Source organism: Olsenella uli (assembly GCF_901212675.1).
Lineage (GTDB): Bacteria > Actinomycetota > Coriobacteriia > Coriobacteriales > Atopobiaceae > Parolsenella > Parolsenella uli_B.
In genome coordinates this window covers 1-21,540 of the sequence record NZ_CAAKOQ010000033.1, presented here as the reverse complement: position 1 = coordinate 21,540, position 21,540 = coordinate 1, and the positions used below count along the sequence as shown (strand labels likewise).

The following is a 21,540-nucleotide window of genomic DNA, read 5'->3' as shown; positions in this document are numbered from 1 at the left end:
ATCCGGAAGGAAATGTGACAGCGCAGCTAGAGGGCCTGCTCGTCGGCATCGTAGGCGGCGTGGGCCTCGGCCAGCTGCCGCTTCACGGCCTCGTGGCCGGTGCCGCCGTAGGTGGTTCGCTTGCGAACGATCTCGTCGATGTCGAGCGCCTCGTGGGCGTCATCGTCGAACAGCGGCGAGTAGCTACGCAGCTCGTCGGTCGTGAGCTGCTGCAGCGTCACGCCCTCGCGCACGCACTCGCCCACGATGCGGCCCACCACGGCGTGCGCCTGGCGGAACGGCAGGCCCTTGCCCACGAGGTAGTCGGCCAGGTCGGTGGCCGCCATGTAGCCCTCGTGCGAGGCCTCGCGCAGGCGGTCCTCCTTGAAGGTGCAGGTGGCGAGCATGCCCGTGCACGCCATGAGCGAGCCCAGCAGCGTGTCGGCCGCGTCGAACAGCGGCTCCTTGTCCTCCTGGAAGTCCTTGTCATAGGTGAGCGGCGTGCCCTTCACCGTCATGAGCAGCCCCGTGAGGTCGCCCACCACGCGGCCCGTCTTGCCGCGCACGAGCTCGGCGAAGTCGGGGTTCTTCTTCTGCGGCATGATCGACGAGCCGGTCGAGTGCGCGTCGTCCATCTCCACGAAGCCAAACTCGGCCGAGCTCCACCACACGAGCTCCTCGCACAGGCGCGACAGGTGCACCTGGCACACGCCGGCCGCGTAGATGAAGTCGAGCAGGTAGTCGCGGTCGGACACGGCGTCCATGGAGTTGGGGATGGGCGCGTCGAAGCCCAAGGCCTCGCTCGTCATGAAGCGATCGAGCGGGTAGGTGGTGCCGGCGAGCGCCGCCGCGCCGAGCGGGCAGCGGCTGGCCGCCACGCGGGCAGCGGACATGCGGGCGAAGTCGCGGTGCAGCATCCAGAAGTAGGCGAGCAGGTGGTGCGAGAGCAGCACGGGCTGGGCCGGCTGCATGTGCGTGTAACCGGGCATGACCACGCCGAACTCGCCCTCCGCGCGGTCGAGCAGCACGGCCTCCATCTTGGCGATGGCGGCAAGCGCCTCGTCGGCGAGGTCGCGGGCGATCATGTGCGTGTCGACGGCGGTCTGGTCGTTGCGGGAGCGCCCGGTGTGCAGCCGGCCACCCGCGGGCCCGATGCGCTCGGTGAGCACGCGCTCGATGGCCATGTGGATGTCCTCGTCGCGGTCGACGTCGAAGGGGAACTCGCCGCGCTCGATCTCGCCCGCGATCTCGTCGAGGCCCGCGCGGATGGCCACCGCGTCCTCCTGGGAGATGACGCCCTGGTGGGCGAGCATGGCGGCATGCGCCTTTGAGCCGCGGATGTCCTGACGCCACATGCGCCTATCGAACGGCAGCGAGGCGCCGAAGCGCTCGAGCGCCCCCGACGGCGCCGCCGAGAAGCGACCTCCCCAGAGCGGCTTGGGCTCCTGGGTGGGCGCGGTGCCTGCGGCGTTGGCTGCGGCAGGTGCGGCGTGGCCCGTGGCCGGGTGCACCTCGACCTGGGGCGCCGGCGCCTCGCCCTGGGCCGCCGGCGCCTGGCCCTGGGCCGTCTCGTTGTCCGCCGCCTGACCTGCGGCCTTGACCTTGTCCATCTCGCTCATGTGCAATCCCGTCTCGTGCGTTGGCCTTGCTCGTCAATAGGCTTATATACTACTCGCCCGCCCCCGCGCCCTCCTTTTGGGAGTCGTGCTTTCTGGCGCTTCGGCCCCTCGTCTCCCCACCGTGGTGCTTGCCCGCCCCGCTCCGTCAATTCGGCAAACGGCATAAAGACGCCGTTCAGCCCGTTGCCGGCGAATCTGGGCGGCGATTCGTGCCGCCCGCCCTAGCATTTCTCGCATGGACATCCTCTACTCACATACCACCGCGTTGAAGCTCCTGCGCGAGCACGCCGGCGACGCCGAGCTTGCCCGCTCGAGCCACGCCGCCCTCGCGCCCGCCCAATGCCCCACCTCCGAGCTGTACGGCAGCGCCGACGAGCCCGTCCACGTGCTCGTCTCGGCCCAGCAGGCGCGCGTCTCGCGGGCGGGCGTCTGCACGCACCTGCGCACGAGCCCGCTGCCCTCGGGCGCCGTGCACACCCTGGGCCCCACGGTCGGCCAGCGAGAGCGGCTGCGGTTGTGCTCCCCGGAGATCGCATTCATCCAGCTTGCCGAGGTCCTCGAGGTCCCGAAGCTCATCTTGCTGGGCTACGAGCTCTGCGGGTCGTTCTCCGTGCGCCCCTCCACCGGCGAGCTGGTCGAACACGAGCCCCTCACCACGCCGGCGCGACTCGCGAGCATGGTCGAGCGTTGCGGCGGCATGCACGGCGTTCGGCAAGCGCGTCGGGCGCTGCGGCACGTCCTGCCCGGCTCGGCGTCGCCGTTCGAGAGCATCCTGTCGATGCTGGCGCACCTGCCGCCCAGCCTCGGCGGCTATGGCCTGGGCGCGCCTGAGCTCAACCCCATCCTGACCGTGCCGAGCGCGACGCGCGCGCTCACGCCCCAGAGGACCGTGAGCCCCGACCAGCTATTTCGCGAGTATCGCGAGGTCATCGAGTATGAGAGCGATGAGTTTCACCTCGACAAGGAGAAGCACACGCGCGACTCGCACAGGCGGTCGGTGCTGAGGCACATGGGCTACCACGTCACCACCATCACGCGAGGCCAGGTCTTTGACGTGGACATGTTCGACACGGCGATGAGGGGGCTGGCGAAGGCCCTGGGGCGGAGGCTGCGCGTCGGCGGTGCCGAGTGGAGGGCCGCGAGGAGGCTGCTTCGGAAGGCGCTGCTCGACCCGCATCGCAGCGAGCAGCGCGATGTTGCGAAGCTCGCCAGGCTCCAGACGCTGGGCAGCCTCACGTCCGACGAGGAGATGGGCTATGCCCTGCCGCCCGACTGGAAGGACATCGAGCGCGGGATCGCCGAGGAATCGCACGGCGTCAGCACGAGGGAGGAGGCGGAGTTCTGGCAATCGGTCGACTAGCCTGGGGCGCCGCGCAGCGCAAAAGCACGCGCGACGGAGGTCGCGAGGCGTGACCTTGGGCACAGACCAGGCTTGCGATCGATTTTCTGGATTTCTGCCACGAAAACGCAGTTTGTGGGAAACCCCCTGCAGCCGACAGAGAGGCTTGGGGCTGCCTCGCACGAACCCGAGCTCGCGAAGCGCGCAAAACCTAGGCAGAGATGGCTCGAAACGAGCTTTCACATCGCTGAGAACGGTGTCGGGAGGGGCTGCCGGAGCCTGTCACCGTCTCGTTGGGCCTTTGCGGCGGCCGCCCAAGCGAGGCTATGTCCCACAAACTGCGTTTTCGTGGCAGAAAACCAAATAATCCATCGCGGGGGGCCATCGGGGACAACGAACGGCCCCGCGAGCCGGCAGACGCCGAAGGGCGGCTCAACCCAGCAAAAAAGAGCGGGGCCATGGGATTTCCCCATGGTCCCGCTCACCAGCCGCCACAAGGCGGCGGCACATCACATATCGAACGAGCTACTTACCCGCAGAGGCGCTACCCTCGGCGCTGGCCTGGTTGGTGCCCGCAGCCTCGGCCTCCTTGACACCCATGGCCTGGATCTGCGCGGCGCCCAGCAGGCCGGCGGCCTTCTCGCGCTCGAGGCGACGCTCGGCCCACACGCGGTTAGGCAGCCCAAACAGGTCCATGAAGCCCTTCGCGGCCGTGCGGTCAAAGGTGTCGCCCTTGTCGTACGTGGCCAGACCAAAGTCGTACATCGAGCTGTCGGCGCGCGAGCCCGTCACCGTGCAGCTGCCCTTGTACAGGTGCAGGCGCACCTCGCCGGTCACGGTCTTCTGCGTGCTCGCGAAGAACGCGTCGAGCGCGTCCTTGAGCGGCGAGTACCACAGGCCGTTGTAGACCTGACGGCTCCACTCGTGCTCGAGGTCGAGCTTGACGTGCAGCACGTCGCCCGGCAGGCACAGGCTCTCAAGCTGCTTGTGCGCCATGATGATTGCCAGCGCGCCCGGCTGCTCGTAGCACTCGCGGCTCTTGAGGCCCACGAGACGGTCCTCGATCATGTCGATGCGGCCAAAGCCGTGGCTGCCCACGATGCCGTTGAGCGCCGCGACGAGATCGTAGAGCTTCATGCGCTGGCCGTCGATCGAGACCGGCAGGCCCGCCTCGAAGCCGATGACCACGTCGCGGGCCTCGTCCGGCGCCTCCTCGGGGTCGACGGTGATCGACCAGGCGCCCTTGGGGGCCTGGTTCCACGGGTTCTCGAGCACGCCGCACTCGATGGCTCGGCCCCACACGTTCTCGTCAATCGAGTACGGCGACGCCTTGGTAGCGTCCACGGGGATGCCGTGCGCCTGGGCGTACTCGATCTCGGAGCTGCGCGTGGTGAGGTTCCAGCTGCGCACGGGGCCAAGGATGTCGAGCGTGGGGTCGAGCGCCTTGCACTCGAGCTCGAAGCGCACCTGGTCGTTGCCCTTGCCGGTGCAGCCGTGGGCCACCGCCACGGCACCCTCCTTCTGGGCCACCCTCACGAGGTGGCGGCAGATGGCCGGGCGCGACAGGGCGCTGAGCAGCGGGTACTTGTTCTCGTACATGCCGTTGGCGTAGATGGCCTTGGCCACGAAGTCCTCGCAGAACTCGTCGCGGATGTCGACGTCGGAGGCGGCGACGGCACCGAGCGACTTGGCCTTGTCGCTGATGGCCTCGATGTCGGAGCGCTCGGACGACGGCTGGCCAAGGCTGGCGATGCACGACACCACGTCATAGCCCTCGTCCTGCAGGTACTTGAGCAGGCAGGAGGTGTCGAGGCCACCTGAGTACGCGAGAACGACCTTACCCTTTTCGGACATGTGAGACTCCCTTGGTTGCGTGTGCGCGAGATGTGCGTACGTGACTACGATGCGGACGAGCTGCGGTGCGGACGTGCCTTAGTGCGAGAGGTGCGAGGGATGCGTGCGGCGCGGGCGAGACGCGCGTGGCCGCACGCGGGGCGAACGGGTCGGGCGACGCGGGCAGGCGTCTCGCCAGCCGCGCGGGGCGGGGGCAACGGACGGGCCGCGCCCCCTACTTTCGGACGTTTCGGAGCTTGTTGATGAGCTGCTCGAGCGAGATGGCCTCGGCCTCGGTGATGCAGACGACCATGATGGTGTCGTCCCCGGCGATCGAGCCGGCCACGTCGGGCAGGCCCGCGGCGTCGATGGCGGCGGCGACCCCCTGGGCGGTCCCGGCCTGGCTGCGCACCACCACGATGTTGTTGGCGCGGATGACGCTCACGACGAGCTCGGACACCATGCGCTGGAGGTGCAGGTCCTCGGCGAGGACGTAGACCCCCTCGGGAAGCTTGCGCAGGCCCATGTCGGCGATGTCGCGCGATATGGTAGCCTGCGTGCAGGTGTAGCCCGCGGCCTCGAGCTCCTCGACGAGGGCGCGCTGGGTCTTGATCGACTTGTCGCGCACGATCTCGCGAATCGCGTCCTGCCTGCTGTTGCGACGCTTTACCACGTTGCGGCTCCTCCGCCGAATTGCCAAACCGTCGCTGCAGATGAGACGGCCACGTGAGGCGCGGGAGGCCGGCTGGGCAGGCGACCGCGCGAGTCCCACGTAGGCGTCTCATTCACAGCGAAATGTATATTAGCACGATTTGATACGGAATGTCCGTATCTTAACGAATATCTATGCCGATTGAGGAATCAAGCGACGAAGATGGACAAGCGTGGGGATGGGGCTGGGCCTCGTTGGGAGGAACGGCTGAGAAGGACGCGGGTTTTTCAGGAGGAGGGGCCACGGAAGAAGGGCCGGGACGCGCAGAGGAGGTGGGCACAGGGATAGGCCAGACCAAACGGGGTGGGGCCGCGGAAGAAAGGCCGGGACGCGCGAGGAGGGACCGCGGGCAAAGAGCCGGTTTGCGGGAGGAGGACCCGCCGCCGGGTAGGTGCCTCACCGCGTTTTCGTGGATGGGTCGTGGCAGGCATGCGGGGATTCCGTTGGTTGTGCGCGGGGCGCCCGGGCGCCGAGACGCGCTCGGCTAGGATGATGTGCCTACGACGCGCAAGACGTGAGGGAGGGCTGCGATGGATTGGGACGAGACGGGCGACGACCTCGACGCCACGCAGCTTCGACGCATGCCCCGCGAGCAGGGAGGATACGGCAAGCACCATCCCGGCGCCGCACCCCAGCAGCCCACGCAGCCCTACACCCCGCAGGGCCAGGGGCCCCACTCCCGGCGCGCGACCTGCCCAGACGCCGGCCACTCCTACGCCCCGCACCCCTACGCGCCCCAGACCCAGCGCGCCCCACGCCCCCAGGCGGGCCCCGCGCGGGCTCCCCGGCCAGGCGCCCCCAGGCAACGCGGTCCCAAGCCTGCCCGCCACGGCTGCCTCTCCCTCCTGCTGTGGCTCGTCATGCTGCCGGTGCTGGGACTTCTCGCACTGAGGCTCCTGCCGCTCGGCCACGCCAGCGGCGCCTTCGTCCCCGAGCTCGTCTCCTTCGTGCCGCTCGCCCTCGTGCCATCGCTGGCCTGCCTCGTGCTGGCCTGCCTCTGGCGACGCCGCGTGCTGGCCATTGTGTGCGCACTCGCCCTCGCCACGAACGCCTGGTGGCACGCGGGCTACTTCGCGCCCACGGCGCGCGTCTCGGCGCAGGCGACCGCAGCCGTCGCCGCCTCGGCCTCGACCGACGACGCCTACGCCCGCATCATGACGCTCAACACGCTCAACGGCCGGGCCAGCGCCAAGCAGATCGTCCAGACCGTGCGCGAGCAGCATGTCGAGGTGCTCTGCCTGCAGGAGCTCACCGACGGCATGGTCTCCGACCTCGAGGCCGCCGGCATTGATGAGCTCCTCCCCTACCACGTGGTCTCCACCGGCGCGAGCAGCATCAGCAACGGCGGCCGCAACGGCATCTGGACCGCCGCGCCCGAGGACAACGTGTCGAGGAACCTCTTGCCCATCGAGACGAGCTCGATGCCGGCCGCGAGCATCCAGATCGGTTCGCGCACGGTGCGCGTCGTGAGCGTGCACCCCAACTCGCCCACGCGCGGCGCTGAGGACCTGTGGAACGAGGGCCTCTCGATCATCGGGTCGCTCTCGGGCTACGACCACTCCTACCTCATCATGGGCGACTTCAACTCGACGTGGGACCACGCGCGCTTCCGCGACCTCCTGGGCAGCGCCTTCGTGGACGCGTCGCAGCAGTCGGGCGAGGGCTTCCACATGACGTACCCCTCGAACAGCTCGCTGCCGTCACTCATCGAGATCGACCACATCGTGTACGCCAGGGGCTCAGGCATCACCGTGAGCTCGCTCGAGACGGTCGAGATCGCCGGCTCGGACCACAAGGCCCTCGTCGCAACCCTCGAGATCTCCTAGCAGCCCTGTCACATTTCCTTCCGGATGATTTGTCACATTTTCTTCCGTATGATTTGTCACATGCGGGTGGGGCCCATGGGGGCCATCTCGTTACATGCGGGTGGGGTCCACGGGGACCACCCCAACGGCTACAGCACGTCGAGAGGCTCCCACCGGCCCGCCCGCGAGCTGGGGTCTCCCGTCCGCGGGCACGTCTCGCGTGTGGGGCAGTCGTCGCACACGTCGGCGGCGGGTTCGTCGGCCTTCCCGTCGCGCCGTCGAGCCGACTCGATGACACCCTTGAGCAGGGAGTTCTCGAACTCGAGAGACGCGATGCGGGCCATGAGCTCGTTGGTTTCGTCGGTTGTGTGCCTCGCCCGGGACATCGTGAATCCACTCCTTACGCACGCCTTACAGACATAAAGATAGGCTCCGGGGTTCATGTTTCTAAACATGAGTAACCGAGTGGAGATGATTCACCAGACATAGTTGGTGTTTTGCGAGGCCATCGTGTCTTGATGGCTTCGGAGGCCGTCCAAGAACCGCGCCGAGGCGAGCAGCGCCCCCGCAGGCGGAGCAGTATCCCACGGGCAGAGAAGCCCCCAAAGGCGAAGCGATGCCTCCACGGCTCCAGCACGCGCGCGAGCCTCAGCCCCGCTCGCCCCGGAGGCGCGCAAGCTCGGCCGAGCGGGCGGCCACGACCTGCTGCCGCAGCTCCGGCACGCGCGTGGGCGGCATGGCATCGACTCCCGCCAGCAGGTAGTCGATGCCCAGACGCTCGTACTTTGCGACGGCCATCGTGTGGTACGGCAGCACGTCAAGCCCCGCCACGTTGGGCCAGCGCGCGATGATGCGGCCCACGCCGGCCAGCTCGTCGGGCGCGTCCGTGATGCCCGGGACAGCCACGTGGCGCACGACTGTCTTGATGCCGCGCCGCGCGAGCTCGTCGCCAAAGGCGAGGATGCGCTCCTGCCGCTGGCCCGTGAGCCTCAGGTGCCCCGCAGCGTCGGCATGCTTGATGTCGAGCAGCACGAGGTCGGTGTGGTCGAGCACCTCGCCCGCGCGCTCGGGCGCGGTCGGGTCGAACGCGATGCCCGAGGTGTCGAGGCACGTGTGGATGCGCCCGCCCGGCGCCGCGTGCGCCGCCGCGAAGAGCGTCCCCACGAAGCCAGGCTGCATGAGCGGCTCGCCGCCCGACACCGTGATACCGCCGCGCCGGTAGAAGGGCCGGTTGCGCTCGAAGGTCTCGAGCACCTCCCCCACCGAGACGGCGTGGCCCGCCCGGGCACCCGGCTGTTCGCCCTCGGGGACGTCGGCGGGCACGACCTCCCAGGTGTCGGGATTGTGGCAGTAGGCGCAGCGCATGGGGCAGCCCTGGCAGAACACCACGAGCCGCGTCCCGGGACCGTCCACCGTGCCGAAGGTCTCCACGGAATGGACCCGCCCGCGCACGGCGAGCGGGCCCATCGCAAGACCGTTGTCCTCGATGCGGGCCAAGCCCTACATCGCCTCGTGGAAGGTGCGCGAGATGACGTCGTCCTGCTGCTCGCGAGTGAGCTTGTTGAAATTCACCGCGTAACCCGAGACACGCACCGTGAGCTGCGGGTACTTCTCGGGGTGGGCCTGGGCGTCAAGCAGCGTGTCGCGGTTGAACACGTTGACGTTGAGGTGGTGGCCGCCCTTCTCGGCGTAGGCGTCAAGCATGCCCACGAGGTTGTCGACCTGCTCGTCGGTTACCTGCATGTGAGTCTCCTCTCTTCTGCGCCGGCTCGCGGCGCGGGGTTCCGTTGGCTGCGCCGCTCGGGCGGCTGCGCGACGCGGGCGCGCCTGGCGATGAAAACGCGTCCCGCCCAAGGCCTTCCGGGCGAAAATGTGTCAAATCATCCGGAAGGAAATGTGACAGGGGCAATTAGCCGCAGGTCACACAGTCGTCGAACATGACCTGCGTGTCCTTGCCAAGCGCGCCCGGCACAATCGAGAACGTGTTGGAGATGCCGTCCTGCGCGTCCTTGAACGGCAGCTTGGCCACGCTCGCGAGGCTCGCGATTGCGCCGTGGGTGTCGCGGCGGTGCATCGGGTTGGCGCCCGGGGCAAACGGCTCTCCGGCGCGGCGGCCGTCGGGGGTATTACCGGTCTTCTTGCCGTACACCACGTTGGACGTGATGGTGAGCACCGAGGTGGTGGCCACCGAGCCGCGGTAGGTATTGTTCATGCGGACGTAGCGCATGAACTCCTCCACCACGTCGTGGGCGATGGTGTCCACGCGGTCGTCGTCGTTGCCGTACTTGGGGAAGTCGCCCTCCACGGTGTAGTCCACCACGAGGCCGCTCTCGTCGCGCACGGGGTGCACCGTGGCGTACTTGATGGCCGAGAGCGAATCGGCCACGACGGAGAGGCCCGCGATGCCCGTGGCGAACCAGCGGTGCACGTGCTCGTCGTGCAGCGCCATCTGAAGGCGCTCGTAGGAGTACTTGTCGTGCATGTAGTGGATGGCGTTGAGCGAGTTCACGTACACGCCGGCCAGCCACTTCATCATGTCGCGGTACTTGGCCATGACGTCGTCGTAGTCGAGCACGTCGCCCTCGACGGCACGGAAGCGCGGGCCAATCTGGTCGCCCGTCACCTCGTCACGGCCGCCATTGATGGCGTAGAGCAGGCACTTGGCGAGGTTGGCGCGCGCGCCGAAGAACTGCATCTCCTTGCCGATGCGCATCGAGCTCACGCAGCAGGCGATGGCGTAGTCGTCACCGTGGTAGACGCGCATGAGGTCGTCGTTCTCGTACTGGATGGAGCTCGTGGTGATCGAGATCTTGGCGCAGTAGCGCTTGAAGCCCTCGGGCAGGCGCGTGCTCCAGAGCACCGTGAGGTTGGGCTCGGGGCTCGTGCCCATGTTCTCGAGGGTGTGGAGCATGCGGAAGCTCGTCTTGGTGACGAGCGTGCGGCCGTCGACGCCCATGCCGCCGATGGACTCGGTGACCCACTGCGGGTCGCCGGAGAAGAGCTGGTTGTACTCGGGCGTGCGGGCGAACTTGACCATGCGCAGCTTCATGACCAGGTGGTCGATGACCTCCTGGACCTCGGACTCCGTGGTGCGGCCGGCGGCCAGGTCGCGCTCGGCGTAGATGTCGAGGAAGGCGGAGTTGCGGCCGATGGACATGGCGGCGCCGTTCTGCTCCTTGACGGCGGCGAGGTAGCCCATGTAGAGCCACTGCACGGCCTCCCGGAAGGTCTCGGCGGGACGGCCCAGCTCGAGGCCATAGGTCTGGCCCAGCTGCCTGAGCTCGCCCAGGGCGCGCACCTGCTCGGAGAGCTCCTCGCGGTGGCGGATGACGTCCTCGGTCATCGTGGTGGGCGTTCCGTCGAGCTCGCGCCTCTTCTCCTCGACGAGGGCGTCAACGCCGTAGAGCGCCACGCGGCGGTAGTCGCCGATGATGCGACCGCGGCCGTAGGCGTCGGGCAGGCCGGTGATGATGTGGCTGTGACGGCAGGCGCGCATCTCGGGCGTGTAGACATCGAACACGCCGGCGTTGTGGGTCTTGCGGCGGTTGGTGTAGAAGTCGACGACCTCGGGGTCGACCTCGTAGCCGTTCTGCCTGCAGGCGGCCATGGCCATGCGGATGCCACCGTTGACGTGCAGGGCGCGCTTCAGGGGCTTGTCGGTCTGCAGGCCCACGATCTTCTCGAGCGGCTGGTCGATGTAGCCCGCGCCGTGGGCGCAGATGCCCGTGACCACCTTGGTGTCCATGTCGAGGACGCCGCCGGCCTCGCGCTCCTTGGCAAAGAGGTCCATGACCTCGCTCCACAGCTTTGTGGTGGCCTCGGTGGGGCCGGCGAGGAACGAGTCGTCGCCTTCGTAGGGGGTGTAGTTGAGCTGGATGAAGTCGCGGACGTCGATCTCGTGCGTCCAGTTTCCGGGGGTGAACCCCTGCCAGGCTTCCTGCATGCGTGGTCCTTCCGTCTGAGTCTGGGGGCGCGTCATGTCCCATGCTGTCCACGTGCGGGTGTTGCACATCATGTGGTATCTAGAAAGTGATGCCACGGCAACATATATGGTTTGTTAGCAAGAGTCTTCAATGCGTGAATCAGATTATCAGAAGGTTACGCAACCCTAACGACCGTTCGCCGATTCACGGACAACAGGACTGTGGGGCGGGCGGAGAGTTGGGGCGTGGGCGGATAGCTGGCGCGGGCGCGCGGCGGGCGGCCGTCTCGGCTGTCGCCTTGGCCATCGTCTTGGACAATCAGTCGCGACCTCTGCCACGGGCAGATGCGCAGCGGTCGTCTCGGCACTGCTGCGGACGCCTTTCGCCTCTTGCCTCTCGCCTCGGCAACGCCGTGAACGTCCCTCTTCCCCCGCCCCCCGTCCCTCGTGTCCCACCTCTCGCTGAATACCTAGATTCCTACTGGTTTGGTTGGTTTAGAAGTGGCATACTTGCGTCACCAACACAGAAGATCGCGTCGCCAAAGGCGGCGCACCGATGCCAAGGAGGCCATCATGCACGTCGCAAACCACGTCGAGGCACTCATCGGCTCCACCCCTCTCGTCGACCTCTCCGCCCTGCTCCCCGAGGACGTTCGTGCCACGGGCACCCGCGTGCTCGGCAAGTACGAGGCCACCAACCCCGGCGGCTCCGTGAAGGACCGCGTCGCCCGCTACATGCTTGACGCCGCCGAGGCGTCCGGCGAGCTCTCCGAGGGCGGCACCGTCATCGAGCCGACGAGCGGCAACACCGGCGTGGGCCTCGCCATGCTCGCGGCCGCGCGCGGCTACCACATGATTCTCACCATGCCCGAGACGATGAGCATCGAGCGCCGCAAGCTCGCCGCCTCCTATGGCGCCGAGATCGTGCTCACCCCGGGTTCGGAGGGCATGAAGGGTGCCATCGCCAAGGCCAAGGAGCTCAAGGAGTCCACGCCCAACAGCATCATCGCCGGCCAGTTCTCCAACCCGGCCAACCCGCTTGCCCACTTCGAGACCACCGGCCCCGAGGTCTGGCGCGACACCGAGGGCACGGTTGACGCCCTCGTCGCCGGCGTGGGCACCGGCGGCACCATCTCTGGCACGACCAAGTACCTGAAGGAGCACAAGGCCAGCGTGCGCGGCGTCGCGGTCGAGCCGGCCGAGAGCCCGGTGCTCTCCGGCGGCAAGCCTGGCGCCCACAAGATCCAGGGCATCGGCGCGGGCTTCGTGCCTGACAACTATGATGCCTCCGTGGTCGACGAGGTACTGCCGGTAACCAGCGCCGACGCCATCGCAACGCGCAAGCTACTTGCGGAGAAGGCCGGCGTGCTCGTGGGTATCTCGTCCGGTGCGGCCACGTTCGCCGCGCTTGCGGTTGCCAAGCGTCCGGAGTTTGCCGGCAAGACTGTCGTGGCCGTGCTGCCCGACACCGGCGAGCGCTACCTGTCGATGGACCTGTAAGTCTGTGGGATTGATGTCCTGGCCGTAAGGCCTGGGGTTTGAAGGGTGGGGCCGTGGCTAAAAGCCGCGGCCCCACCCTTTTTCTGCGCCCCAGTCCTGCCAGCTGCATATTGGCGGCAGAACGGAAGATTGGCCCTGGTACCAAACGATGCCTGCAGATGGGGATTCGTAGCGGCGAGGACCAAGCGGCCACGAAGACAGCAGCCATATGGCAAACTTGCTGGTTGGACGACACCCGGGACAGGTCAGAAAACCGCACCTATCCCAGCATCCGACCACCAATCGACAGCGTCCGAAAAGGGACGACTACGGGCTACGAGTGACCCGAGGAGAGGCATCATGACAGGATTCGCAAGCTCAAATTCGTTCGACCGCGCAAAGAAGGCGGCCCCGCAGGCAGGCACGAGGCAGGACGACAGCACCGCACTTGCAGGCCAGACACCAGCGGAAACACCGTCTGGCAGCACGAACGCGACAAACCAAAAGGCAGCGACAAACGACGCCCCGCGCGGCGGCCTCGAGCTCTTCGCAACCTGCCCCAAGGGCTTCGAGCGGCTGCTTGCCGGTGAGCTCGCCGGCATGGGCATCGCGTCGCCGCGCCCCCTGCGCGGCCAGGTCTCCTTCTCGGGCAGCCTCGAGGAGGCCCTGCGCGTCTGCCTGTGGAGCCGCCTCGCCTCTCGCGTGATGCTCGTGCTGGCTCACGCCGACGCCGCCGACTCGGACGCCCTCTACGAGAGCGTCGCGACCCTGCCCTGGGAGGACCACCTCTCGCTTTCGGCCACCTTCGCCATCGATGCCCACGGTACCAACGCCAACCTGAGAAACACGCAGTTCGTGGCCCTGCGCGCCAAGGACGCAATCTGCGACCGCATGCAGGCCAAACTGGGCGGACACCCCAACGTCAACGCCAGGAACCCCGACGTGAGCGTGGCCGTCCGCCTGCGCGCCGAGCGCGCGACCATCGCCATCGACCTCTCCGGGTCGCCGCTGTTCCGTCGCGGCGCCACCCGACGCACGAGCTCGGACGGCCTGGGCGGCATCCGCCCCGACTACGCCGCGGCCCTGCTGGCCACGGGCGGCTGGCACCGCTGCTGCCGCCGGGATCGGCCCGCGCTCGCGAGCGTGTTCTCGGGCTCGGGCACGGTGCTCGTGGAGGCGGCAGGCATCGCGCTCGACCGCGCGCCCGGACTTCTGCGTGCACGCTGGGGCTTCGAGCGCTGGCTGGGCTGCGAGCCCGCCACCTGGGAGTCGCTGCTCGACGAGGCCGACGAGCGCGCGGAGCGAGGGGCCGAGCGGGCGGAGTCGCTCGCGCTCGTGGCGCTCGACCCGCGCTCAGGCGCGGACGCCGCGGCGCGGCAGGCCCTGCGCGCCTCGGGCATCGCCCTCGAGCCTGCCTGCGCGCGCAACGCCGCCGAGCTCGCGTCCGCCCTCGCCGGCGCGCCCGCGGACGCCTCCCTCATGACCGTCGACCTCAGCTGGCTTGCCGAGGGCGAGCAGGCGCGCGAGGTGGCGGCCCTGGGCATCGCGGCCGAGGCCACGGCATCCCTGCCGGCAGGCACCCCCATCGCCACGCTCAGCGCGGGCACCTCGCTCGAGGCCGCGCTCGGGCTTGCCGCGGCCGAGTCGCACGACGTGCTCGTGGGCCGCGACCCCGCCACGCTCGCCCGCTACGTCGCGGCCGACGCGACGGCCGCCCAGGACGCCGCCGGCCCGGACACGACCGCGGGCACGGCGTCCCCCCAGGCCGCGGCGCCTGTCGCCCGCCACAGCGTCACCCTCAAGGACGGCACCACCGTCCCCGTGCTCGTGGCCGCCTCCGACCAGTTCGCCGCGCGCCTCGCCAAGGTCCAGCGCCTCCGCGCCAAGTGGGCCCGCAGAAGCGACGTGAGCTGCTACCGCGTCTACGACGCCGACCTGCCCGACTACGCCGTCGCCATCGACCTCTACCAGGCAAGCACGGCCTCGCGCGTCAGGGACGCGGGCGCGCGCTGGCTCGTGGTGCAGGAGTACGCCGCCCCGCGCGACATCGACCCCGAGCTCGCCCATCGCCGCCTGCTCGACGTGCTTGCCATCGCGCCGCGCGTGCTGGGCGTGGCGCCCGAGGACGTCACCCTGCGCGTCCGCCGCAGGGCCAAGGGCGGCTCGCAGTACGCCGACACCGGCGAGGCCCCGCTCGCGAGGGGCGGCCGCAGGCCCGGCTGGCTCGACCTCGCGCCGGGCGCCCACCTCGTGGACGAGGGCGGCCTCGTCTTCGAGGTCAACCTGGCCGAGCGCCTCGACACGGGCCTCTTCCTCGACCATCGCGACGTCCGCGCCGAGGTGCGCGAGATGGCCAAGCGCACCGTGGGCTCCAAGCGCTTCCTCAACCTGTTCGCCTACACGGGCACGGCCACCTGCTACGCAGCCGACGGCGGCGCCAAGTACACCACCACGGTCGACCTCTCGCGCACCTACCTCGACTGGGCCCGCCGCAACATGGCGCGCAACGGCTTCACCGGCAAGGAGCACGAGTTCGTCCAGGCCGACGTCGTGGCCTGGGTCTCCGAGCAGCGCCACACGCCCAACCGCTGGGACCTCGTCTTCTGCGACCCGCCCACGTTCTCCAACTCCAAGCGCATGGGCCGAGACGTCTTTGACGTGCAGCGCGACCACGCCGAGCTGCTCATCGGCATATCGCGCCTGCTCACGAGAAACGGCGTCTGCCTGTTCTCGTGCAACCTGCGCGGCTTCGCGCCGGACGTCGAGAAGCTCGCACGCGCCGGCGTCCAGATCGAGGACGTCACGGCCGGCACCATCCCGGAGGACTTCAGCCGAAACGCGAAGATCCACCACTGCTACCTCGTGCGACGCACCCCGCGGGAGTAGAGCGCGGCGCGAAGCGGGCGGTGCGGGAGGGTCGCGGCCCAGGATTGGGCACGCAGGGCACAACGCGAGAGAGGCGCGGCTGGGGCGAGAATGGTGCAAAACGAACACGTCCCCAATTGCCTCCCCAATTGCACCCAATTGCACCAATTGCGCTATTCCTCGTCGTCGACGCGCACCATGCGGTAGCCCACGCCCACGTGCGTCTGGATGTAGCGCGGGTGCGCCGGGTCGGCCTCGATCTTCTTGCGCAGCGTCCCCATGAACACGCGCAGGCTCGCGATGTCGCCCATCTGGCCGTCGCCCCAGACCTCACGCAGGATGTAGCTGTGCGTGAGCACCTTGTCGACGTTCTTGGACAGCAGGCACAGCAGCCGGTACTCGATCGGCGTGAGGTGCAGCTCGCGCCCGGCAAGCGTGGCGATGCCCGCCGCGCAGTCGATGGCGAGGTCGCCGTTGGTGAAGATGGCCTCGTCCTCCACGCCCTGGCGCAGGTAGCTGAGCCTACGAAGCGTCCCCCGCACGCGCGCGAGCAGCTCGCCCACCGAGAATGGCTTGGTGAGGTAGTCGTCCGCACCAGCGTCGAGAGCCTCGATCTTGTCGGAGTCCTCCGTCCGGGCGCTCACCACGATGATGGGCGTCTGCGTCCAGCTGCGGATGGAGCGCACCACCTCGATGCCGTCCACGTCGGGAAGGCCCAGGTCGAGCAGGACCACGTCGGGCGAGTTGGTGGCCGCGCTCGCTATGGCCGCACGACCCGTCGCGGCGACGATGTGGCGATAGCCGTGCGCGTCGAGCGCCGTGACGATGAGGTTGCGCACCGCGGCGTCATCCTCGACCACCAGCAGGGTGGGCTTCTGAGCAGCTGCCATATGGAAAACCCCCTCGGGCGCTAGGCCCTTCCCGCAAGGAAGAACACGGCGCAGAGCACGACGAGCAAAGCGACCGCCACGAGGATACCGCGACCGACGCGCGGGTCCACGAAGAACTCGTCCTCGTCCCTGACGTAGCCATCGTCGCGCCAGGAGTCGTCACCCGCGGCCGAGAAGCCGGGACCCACCCGACGGATGACGCCCGTGCCATCAACAGCCCTCATGGTCCCACCTCCGAGACGCGAACCTATAGAAGTCGGGCGGGAGTGGGACTAGTGCCCCACCCCTTTGGGCACCCAGGGCCTTCCGCGCGATCCCCAGACCGCCCCTCTTGACACGTCCATCTAACCGCCCGGAGGTTAAAGCACTGATGAAGGACACGCCCCCTGCATAAAGATGGGTTAAAGATTGCTGACCCATAAAGAGGAGATAGCTACTATGTCCAACGAGATTAGGGACGCGGTAAGCCTAGCCGCCCGCAGGCGGGAAACCCGCAGGCAGCGCGCGCATGCGTCTGGCGGCGGGGGCACGGCGCCATTATGCGCCCCGCCGCGGGGGCGGCCCCGGGTCTGATGGCCCCGCGGCCGCCGCAGGGCCTTGCGGCACCACCGCGGGCCGTCATGGAGGGAGCCAAGTTGGCTGGCAGCACAACGCCCGGAGCAGGCGAGGGCCTCGACGGCGAGGGATACCCGGACGAGCGGCGCGGGAGGCGCGAGGTCCCGGCACCGCGGTTTCGCGAGGACCGTGGCACCACCATCCCGTTCTCGCTCGGCATGGCGCTCGTGACGCTCGGCGTGGTCTACGGCGACATCGGCACGAGCCCGATGTACGTCATGAAGGCCATCGTGAGCGGCAACGGCGGCCTCTCGAGCGTCACGGAGGACATGGTGCTCGGCGCCCTGTCGCTCGTGATCTGGACGCTCACGCTCGTGACCACGGTCAAGTACGTGGTCATCGCCATGAAGGCCGACAACCACAACGAGGGCGGCATCTTCGCCCTCTACAGCCTCGTGCGCCGCTGCGCCAAGTGGCTCATCCTCCCCGCCATGGTGGGCGGCGCGGCGCTGCTCGCCGACGGCATCCTCACGCCGGCCGTCACGGTCACCACCGCCATCGAGGGCCTCAGGACCATCCCGCTCGGCCAGGCGCTCGTGGGCAGCGGCCAGGGGCGCGTCGTGCTCATCGCCATCGTCATCATCAGCGTGCTCTTTGCCGTGCAGCGCGCAGGCACCTCGAGCATCGGCCGCGCCTTCGGTCCCATCATGACGCTCTGGTTCCTGTTCCTGGGCGTGGTGGGCCTCGTGGCGCTCGCCGCCAACCCGGGGGTGCTCCGTGCCCTCAACCCGGTGCGCGGCATCATGTTCCTCGTTTCGGGCGAGAACCATGCGGGCCCCATGATCTTGGGCTCGGTCTTCCTGGCCACCACCGGCGCCGAGGCCCTCTACTCCGACATGGGCCATGTGGGCAAGGCCAACATCTACGCCAGCTGGCCGCTCGTCAAGGCCTGCCTCATCTTGAACTACATGGGCCAGGGCGCGTGGCTGCTCTCCAACTCGGGCAGCGCCGAGCTCCAGGCCATCCCCGACCTCAACCCCTTCTTCCAGATGCTTCCCGGGGGCCTGCGCCCCTTTGCCGTGGTCCTCTCCACGGTGGCGGCCATCATCGCGAGCCAGGCGCTCATCACCGGCTCCTACACCCTCGTGTCCGAGGCCACGCGTCTCGACCTCCTGCCGCACCTCCAGATCCACTACCCGAGCGACACGAAGGGCCAGCTCTACATCCCGCTCGTTAACAGCGTGATGTGGGTGGGCTGCGTGGGCGTGGTGCTGCTGTTCCAGACCTCCAGCCACATGGAGGCCGCCTACGGCCTGGCCATCACCCTCACGATGCTCATGACGACGCTTCTGCTCTTCGTCTACCTGCACCAGCTTCGCGGCAAGCGGCTGGGGGCCTTCGTGTTCGTGGCGTTCTTCGGGCTCATCGAGTTCGCGTTCTTCTTCTCGAGCCTCACAAAGTTCACCCACGGCGGCTACGTGACCCTGCTCATCGCGGCGGCCATCTTCGGCCTCATGTTCGTATGGCGCCGCGGCACCGCCATCGAGCGCGCGCAGACGGTGTTTCTACCCATCCGCGAGTACGTGGGGCAGCTGGGGCGCCTGCGCGACGACGAGCGCTACCCGCTGCTTGCCGACAACCTGGTCTTCCTCGTGAACTCCGCCGACCCCGGCATGATCGACCGCGACGTGCTCTACTCGATTCTCGACAAGCACCCCAAGCGCGCCCGCGCCTACTGGTTCCTGAACGTCCTCGTGACCGACGAGCCGCACACGCGCGCCTACACGGTGGACTCGCTCGGCACCGACTTCGTGTTCAAGGTGCAGCTCAAGCTGGGCTTCAAGGACGACCAGCGCGTCAACACGTACCTGCGCCAGGTGGTGGGCGACCTCATCGAGTCGGGCGAGCTGCCCCGTCAGGCGCACGACTACTCGGTCTACCGCACGCGCGGCGCCGTGGGCGACTTCCGCTTCTGCATGATGCGCAAGACCCTCGTGCCCGAGACTGACATCAGCCGCGGCGACCACCGTATCATGGCCGTGAAGTACGCCGTGAGGCGCCTGTGCGGCTCGCCGGCGCGCTGGTACGGCCTCGAGAACTCCTCGACGCTCATCGAGTACGTGCCGCTCTTCGCCCGCATGCGGCCCACGGCGCGCCTCGTGCGCGAAAGCCTCGACGACACCACCTCGACCCACCCCACCACCGACGAGGGCGAGGACCTCTTCTCCGAGGACCTCATGGGCGACAAGGCCCTGGCCGCGCGCAGCATGGTGGCCGACCCCACCGAGACGATGGAGGTGCTCGAGGACCCAAACGAGGACGCGTCGGAGGGTGCGGACGGGACGGACGGGGACGAGCCCGCAGACGAGGGCGAGGGCGGGCCCGCGACCGCATGAACCTGCTCTCCGACGAGGCCCGCGCCAAGTCCAACCGCGACTACCGCACCGGCGAGCACGTGCTCGTGTGCGTGTCGCCCTCAGCCTCCAACCCCACGATCCTGCGCACGGCGGCCCGCATGGCCACCGCCTTCAAGGCCGAGTTCACCGCCCTCTACGTGAAGACCCCCGACACCTCGTCGCTCTCCGACGAGGACGACCGCCAGCTCCATGCCAACCTCGAGCTCGCCGAGCAGCTGGGCGCGCACGTGGTCTCGGCCTACGGCGACGACGTGGCCTTCCAGCTGGCCGAGTTCGCGCGACTCTCGGGCGTCTCAAAGCTCGTGATGGGGAGGAACACCGCCCGGCGCTCGCCGCTCGGCCGCTCCGAGCTCGCCGACCGTCTCATCGAGCTCGCGCCGAGCCTCGACATCTACATCATCCCGGACAAGGTGCCCAAGGGCGGCCGGCGCTGGGGCCGGCCCGGACGCGGCATCGCGCAGCCCACGCGCTGGTTCACCGTGCCCCAGCCGCGAGACCTGCTGTGGGCGGCGGGGCTGCTCGCCGGGGCCACCGCGATCGGCTTTGCCTTCGACGCCCTGGGCTTCACCACCGAGAACATCACCTCGGCCTACATCCTGGCCACGCTCATCTGCGCCATCATGACGGCGCACCGCCCGCTCACCATGGTGGTGGCGCTCGTCTCGGTGGTGCTCTTCAACTACTGCTTCGTGGACCCGCGCTACACGTTCGCGTTCGTACCGGCCTACGGGCCCACCTTCGTGGTGATGTTCGTGACGGCGCTTCTGTGCTCCACGCTCGCCAACCACATCAACGACCAGGCGCGCCAGGCGGCGCTCACGGCCTACCGCACCAAGGTGCTCTTCGACACCGAGCAGCTGCTGGGCCAGGCGGCCGACGAGGCGCAGGTCTTCCACGTGGTGGCCGAGCAGCTCTCCAAGCTCCTCGAGCGCGACGTGGTGGTCTACCCCTCCTCCGCCGCGAGCCGCGCGAGGGCCGAGGGTACCCCGGAGGCCACCGAGAGCGCCGAGGCCGCGCGCACCCTCACCTCGCGCCGCCCGGGTGCCACCAAGCTCGCGCGCCCCTACGTGGTGAGCGCGCAGGACGGCCCCGACGGCAGCGTCGCGAGCCCCGAGGTGCTCTCGCCCAGCGAGGCCGCCGTGGCCGCCTGGGTGTTCAAGAACAACAAGCACGCCGGCGCCACCACTACGACGCTTCCCGACGCGCGCTGTCTCTACCTGGCCATTCGCGTGAAGGAGGAGGTCTACGGCGTCATCGGTATCGTGATGGGGACGCAGCCGCTCGACGCGTTCGAGAACTCGACGGTGCTCTCGATCCTCGGAGAGTGCGCGCTCGTGCTCGAGGGCAAGCGCGCCACCCGCGAGCGCGAGGAGGCGACGCTCCTCGCCAAGAACGAGAAGCTGCGCGCCAACCTGCTGCGCTCCATCGGCCACGACCTGCGCACGCCGCTCACGTCCATCTCGGGATCGGCCTCGCTTCTGCTCTCGGACTCGAGCCGCATCGAGCCCGAGAAGCGCACCGAGCTGCTCACCGACATCTCCGAGAACGCCCACTGGCTCACGAACCTCGTGGAGAACCTCCTGGCCGTGACGCGCGTGCAGGAGGGCACGCTCGACCTCAAGCTCACGCCCGAGCTCGTCGACGAGGTTGTGGGCGAGGCCGTGGGACACCTCTCGCACGTGGCCCGCGCCGACCACGACATCGAGGTGCACTCCGGCGACGGCGTGCTCATGGCCAAGCTCGACGCCCGGCTCATCATGCAGGTGGTGGTGAATCTCGTGGACAACGCCATGAAGTACGCGCCCAAGGGCACGCTCATCGACGTGTCGGTGCGCCGCGACGGTCGGCGCGTGGTCTGCGAGGTGGGCGACGCCGGCCCCGGCATCCCCGACGCCGAGAAGTCGCACGTGTTCGAGGAGTTCTACACGGTGCGCGGCATCTCGCCGGTGGACGGGCGCAGGAGCCTGGGGCTGGGGCTATCCCTCTGCAAGTCGATCGTGGAGGCGCACGGCGGCCGCATCTGGGTGCGTGACAACAAGCCCCAGGGCTCGGTCTTTGGCTTCTCCCTCCCCGCCTACGACCCACCCGGCCTCTAGTGCAGTTGGGGACGTGTTCGTTCTGCACA

At 68.6% G+C, this 21,540-nt stretch carries 15 protein-coding genes; 6 read left to right on the top strand and 9 right to left on the bottom strand.

Annotated elements, in window-relative coordinates; genetic code table 11:
- Positions 1-26: 26 nt before the first annotated feature.
- Positions 27-1,598 carry an argininosuccinate lyase gene (argH, locus tag EFAMC1_RS04140; RefSeq protein ID WP_261981761.1) on the bottom strand — a complete coding sequence of 524 codons (1,572 nt, stop codon included), beginning with the start codon at positions 1,596-1,598 and terminating at the stop codon, positions 27-29.
- A 235-nt stretch (positions 1,599-1,833) separates the two neighbouring features.
- On the opposite strand from argH, the gene EFAMC1_RS04135 reads away from it, so the two are divergent.
- On the top strand, positions 1,834-2,958 hold the full coding sequence (locus EFAMC1_RS04135) for a hypothetical protein (RefSeq protein ID WP_154053058.1): 1,125 nt from the start codon (positions 1,834-1,836) through the stop codon (positions 2,956-2,958).
- A gap of 504 nt (positions 2,959-3,462) precedes the next feature.
- On the opposite strand, the gene EFAMC1_RS04130 is transcribed toward EFAMC1_RS04135, so the two are convergent.
- The gene (locus EFAMC1_RS04130) at positions 3,463-4,791 is read right to left on the bottom strand and encodes an argininosuccinate synthase (RefSeq protein WP_154053057.1); all 1,329 of its coding nucleotides are present in this window, start codon (positions 4,789-4,791) and stop codon (positions 3,463-3,465) included.
- A 214-nt stretch (positions 4,792-5,005) separates the two neighbouring features.
- Positions 5,006-5,443 (bottom strand): arginine repressor, encoded by a 438-nt coding sequence (locus EFAMC1_RS04125; protein ID WP_154053056.1) that lies wholly within the window; start codon positions 5,441-5,443, stop codon positions 5,006-5,008.
- A 569-nt stretch (positions 5,444-6,012) separates the two neighbouring features.
- Here EFAMC1_RS04125 and EFAMC1_RS04120 point away from each other — a divergent pair.
- Positions 6,013-7,308, top strand: coding sequence for an endonuclease/exonuclease/phosphatase family protein (locus tag EFAMC1_RS04120; RefSeq protein ID WP_154053055.1), 1,296 nt, complete (start codon positions 6,013-6,015; stop codon positions 7,306-7,308).
- Positions 7,309-7,436: 128 nt separating this feature from the next.
- Here EFAMC1_RS04120 and EFAMC1_RS04115 read toward each other — a convergent pair whose 3' ends face one another.
- The 4 genes from EFAMC1_RS04115 to pflB all read right to left on the bottom strand — a co-directional run bounded on the left by EFAMC1_RS04115 (position 7,437) and on the right by pflB (position 11,230).
- Complete coding sequence (locus EFAMC1_RS04115) at positions 7,437-7,673, bottom strand: hypothetical protein (RefSeq protein WP_154053054.1); 237 nt, start codon at positions 7,671-7,673, stop codon at positions 7,437-7,439.
- Between the two features lie 262 nt (positions 7,674-7,935).
- A complete protein-coding gene (pflA, locus tag EFAMC1_RS04110; protein ID WP_154053053.1) occupies positions 7,936-8,784 on the bottom strand; it encodes a pyruvate formate-lyase-activating protein in 849 nt (282 codons plus the stop codon).
- A 3-nt stretch (positions 8,785-8,787) separates the two neighbouring features.
- Positions 8,788-9,030 carry an autonomous glycyl radical cofactor GrcA3 gene (gene grcA3, locus EFAMC1_RS04105; protein ID WP_154053052.1) on the bottom strand — a complete coding sequence of 81 codons (243 nt, stop codon included), beginning with the start codon at positions 9,028-9,030 and terminating at the stop codon, positions 8,788-8,790.
- A gap of 166 nt (positions 9,031-9,196) precedes the next feature.
- Complete coding sequence (gene pflB / locus EFAMC1_RS04100) at positions 9,197-11,230, bottom strand: formate C-acetyltransferase (RefSeq protein WP_154053051.1); 2,034 nt, start codon at positions 11,228-11,230, stop codon at positions 9,197-9,199.
- Between the two features lie 552 nt (positions 11,231-11,782).
- Between pflB and cysK the strand changes: the two genes are divergently transcribed.
- Both cysK and rlmKL read left to right on the top strand, forming a co-directional pair.
- Entirely contained in the window at positions 11,783-12,709 is a 927-nt protein-coding gene (gene cysK, locus EFAMC1_RS04095; RefSeq protein WP_154053050.1) for a cysteine synthase A, read from the top strand.
- 339 nt (positions 12,710-13,048) lie between these two features.
- On the top strand, positions 13,049-15,574 hold the full coding sequence (rlmKL, locus tag EFAMC1_RS04090; protein ID WP_154053049.1) for a bifunctional 23S rRNA (guanine(2069)-N(7))-methyltransferase RlmK/23S rRNA (guanine(2445)-N(2))-methyltransferase RlmL: 2,526 nt from the start codon (positions 13,049-13,051) through the stop codon (positions 15,572-15,574).
- A 152-nt stretch (positions 15,575-15,726) separates the two neighbouring features.
- Here the strand turns inward: rlmKL and EFAMC1_RS04085 are convergent, their stop codons facing one another.
- Both EFAMC1_RS04085 and EFAMC1_RS04080 read right to left on the bottom strand, forming a co-directional pair.
- Positions 15,727-16,443 (bottom strand): response regulator, encoded by a 717-nt coding sequence (locus tag EFAMC1_RS04085; protein ID WP_154053048.1) that lies wholly within the window; start codon positions 16,441-16,443, stop codon positions 15,727-15,729.
- 20 nt (positions 16,444-16,463) lie between these two features.
- The gene (locus EFAMC1_RS04080; RefSeq protein ID WP_154053047.1) at positions 16,464-16,667 is read right to left on the bottom strand and encodes a hypothetical protein; all 204 of its coding nucleotides are present in this window, start codon (positions 16,665-16,667) and stop codon (positions 16,464-16,466) included.
- 396 nt (positions 16,668-17,063) lie between these two features.
- On the opposite strand from EFAMC1_RS04080, the gene EFAMC1_RS04075 reads away from it, so the two are divergent.
- Entirely contained in the window at positions 17,064-19,394 is a 2,331-nt protein-coding gene (locus EFAMC1_RS04075; protein WP_187324552.1) for a KUP/HAK/KT family potassium transporter, read from the top strand.
- Positions 19,391-21,511: an ATP-binding protein gene (locus tag EFAMC1_RS04070; protein WP_154053045.1), complete on the top strand. Its 2,121-nt coding sequence runs from the start codon at positions 19,391-19,393 to the stop codon at positions 21,509-21,511. The genes EFAMC1_RS04075 and EFAMC1_RS04070 overlap by 4 nt, the downstream gene beginning before the upstream one ends.
- Positions 21,512-21,540 lie beyond the last annotated feature (29 nt).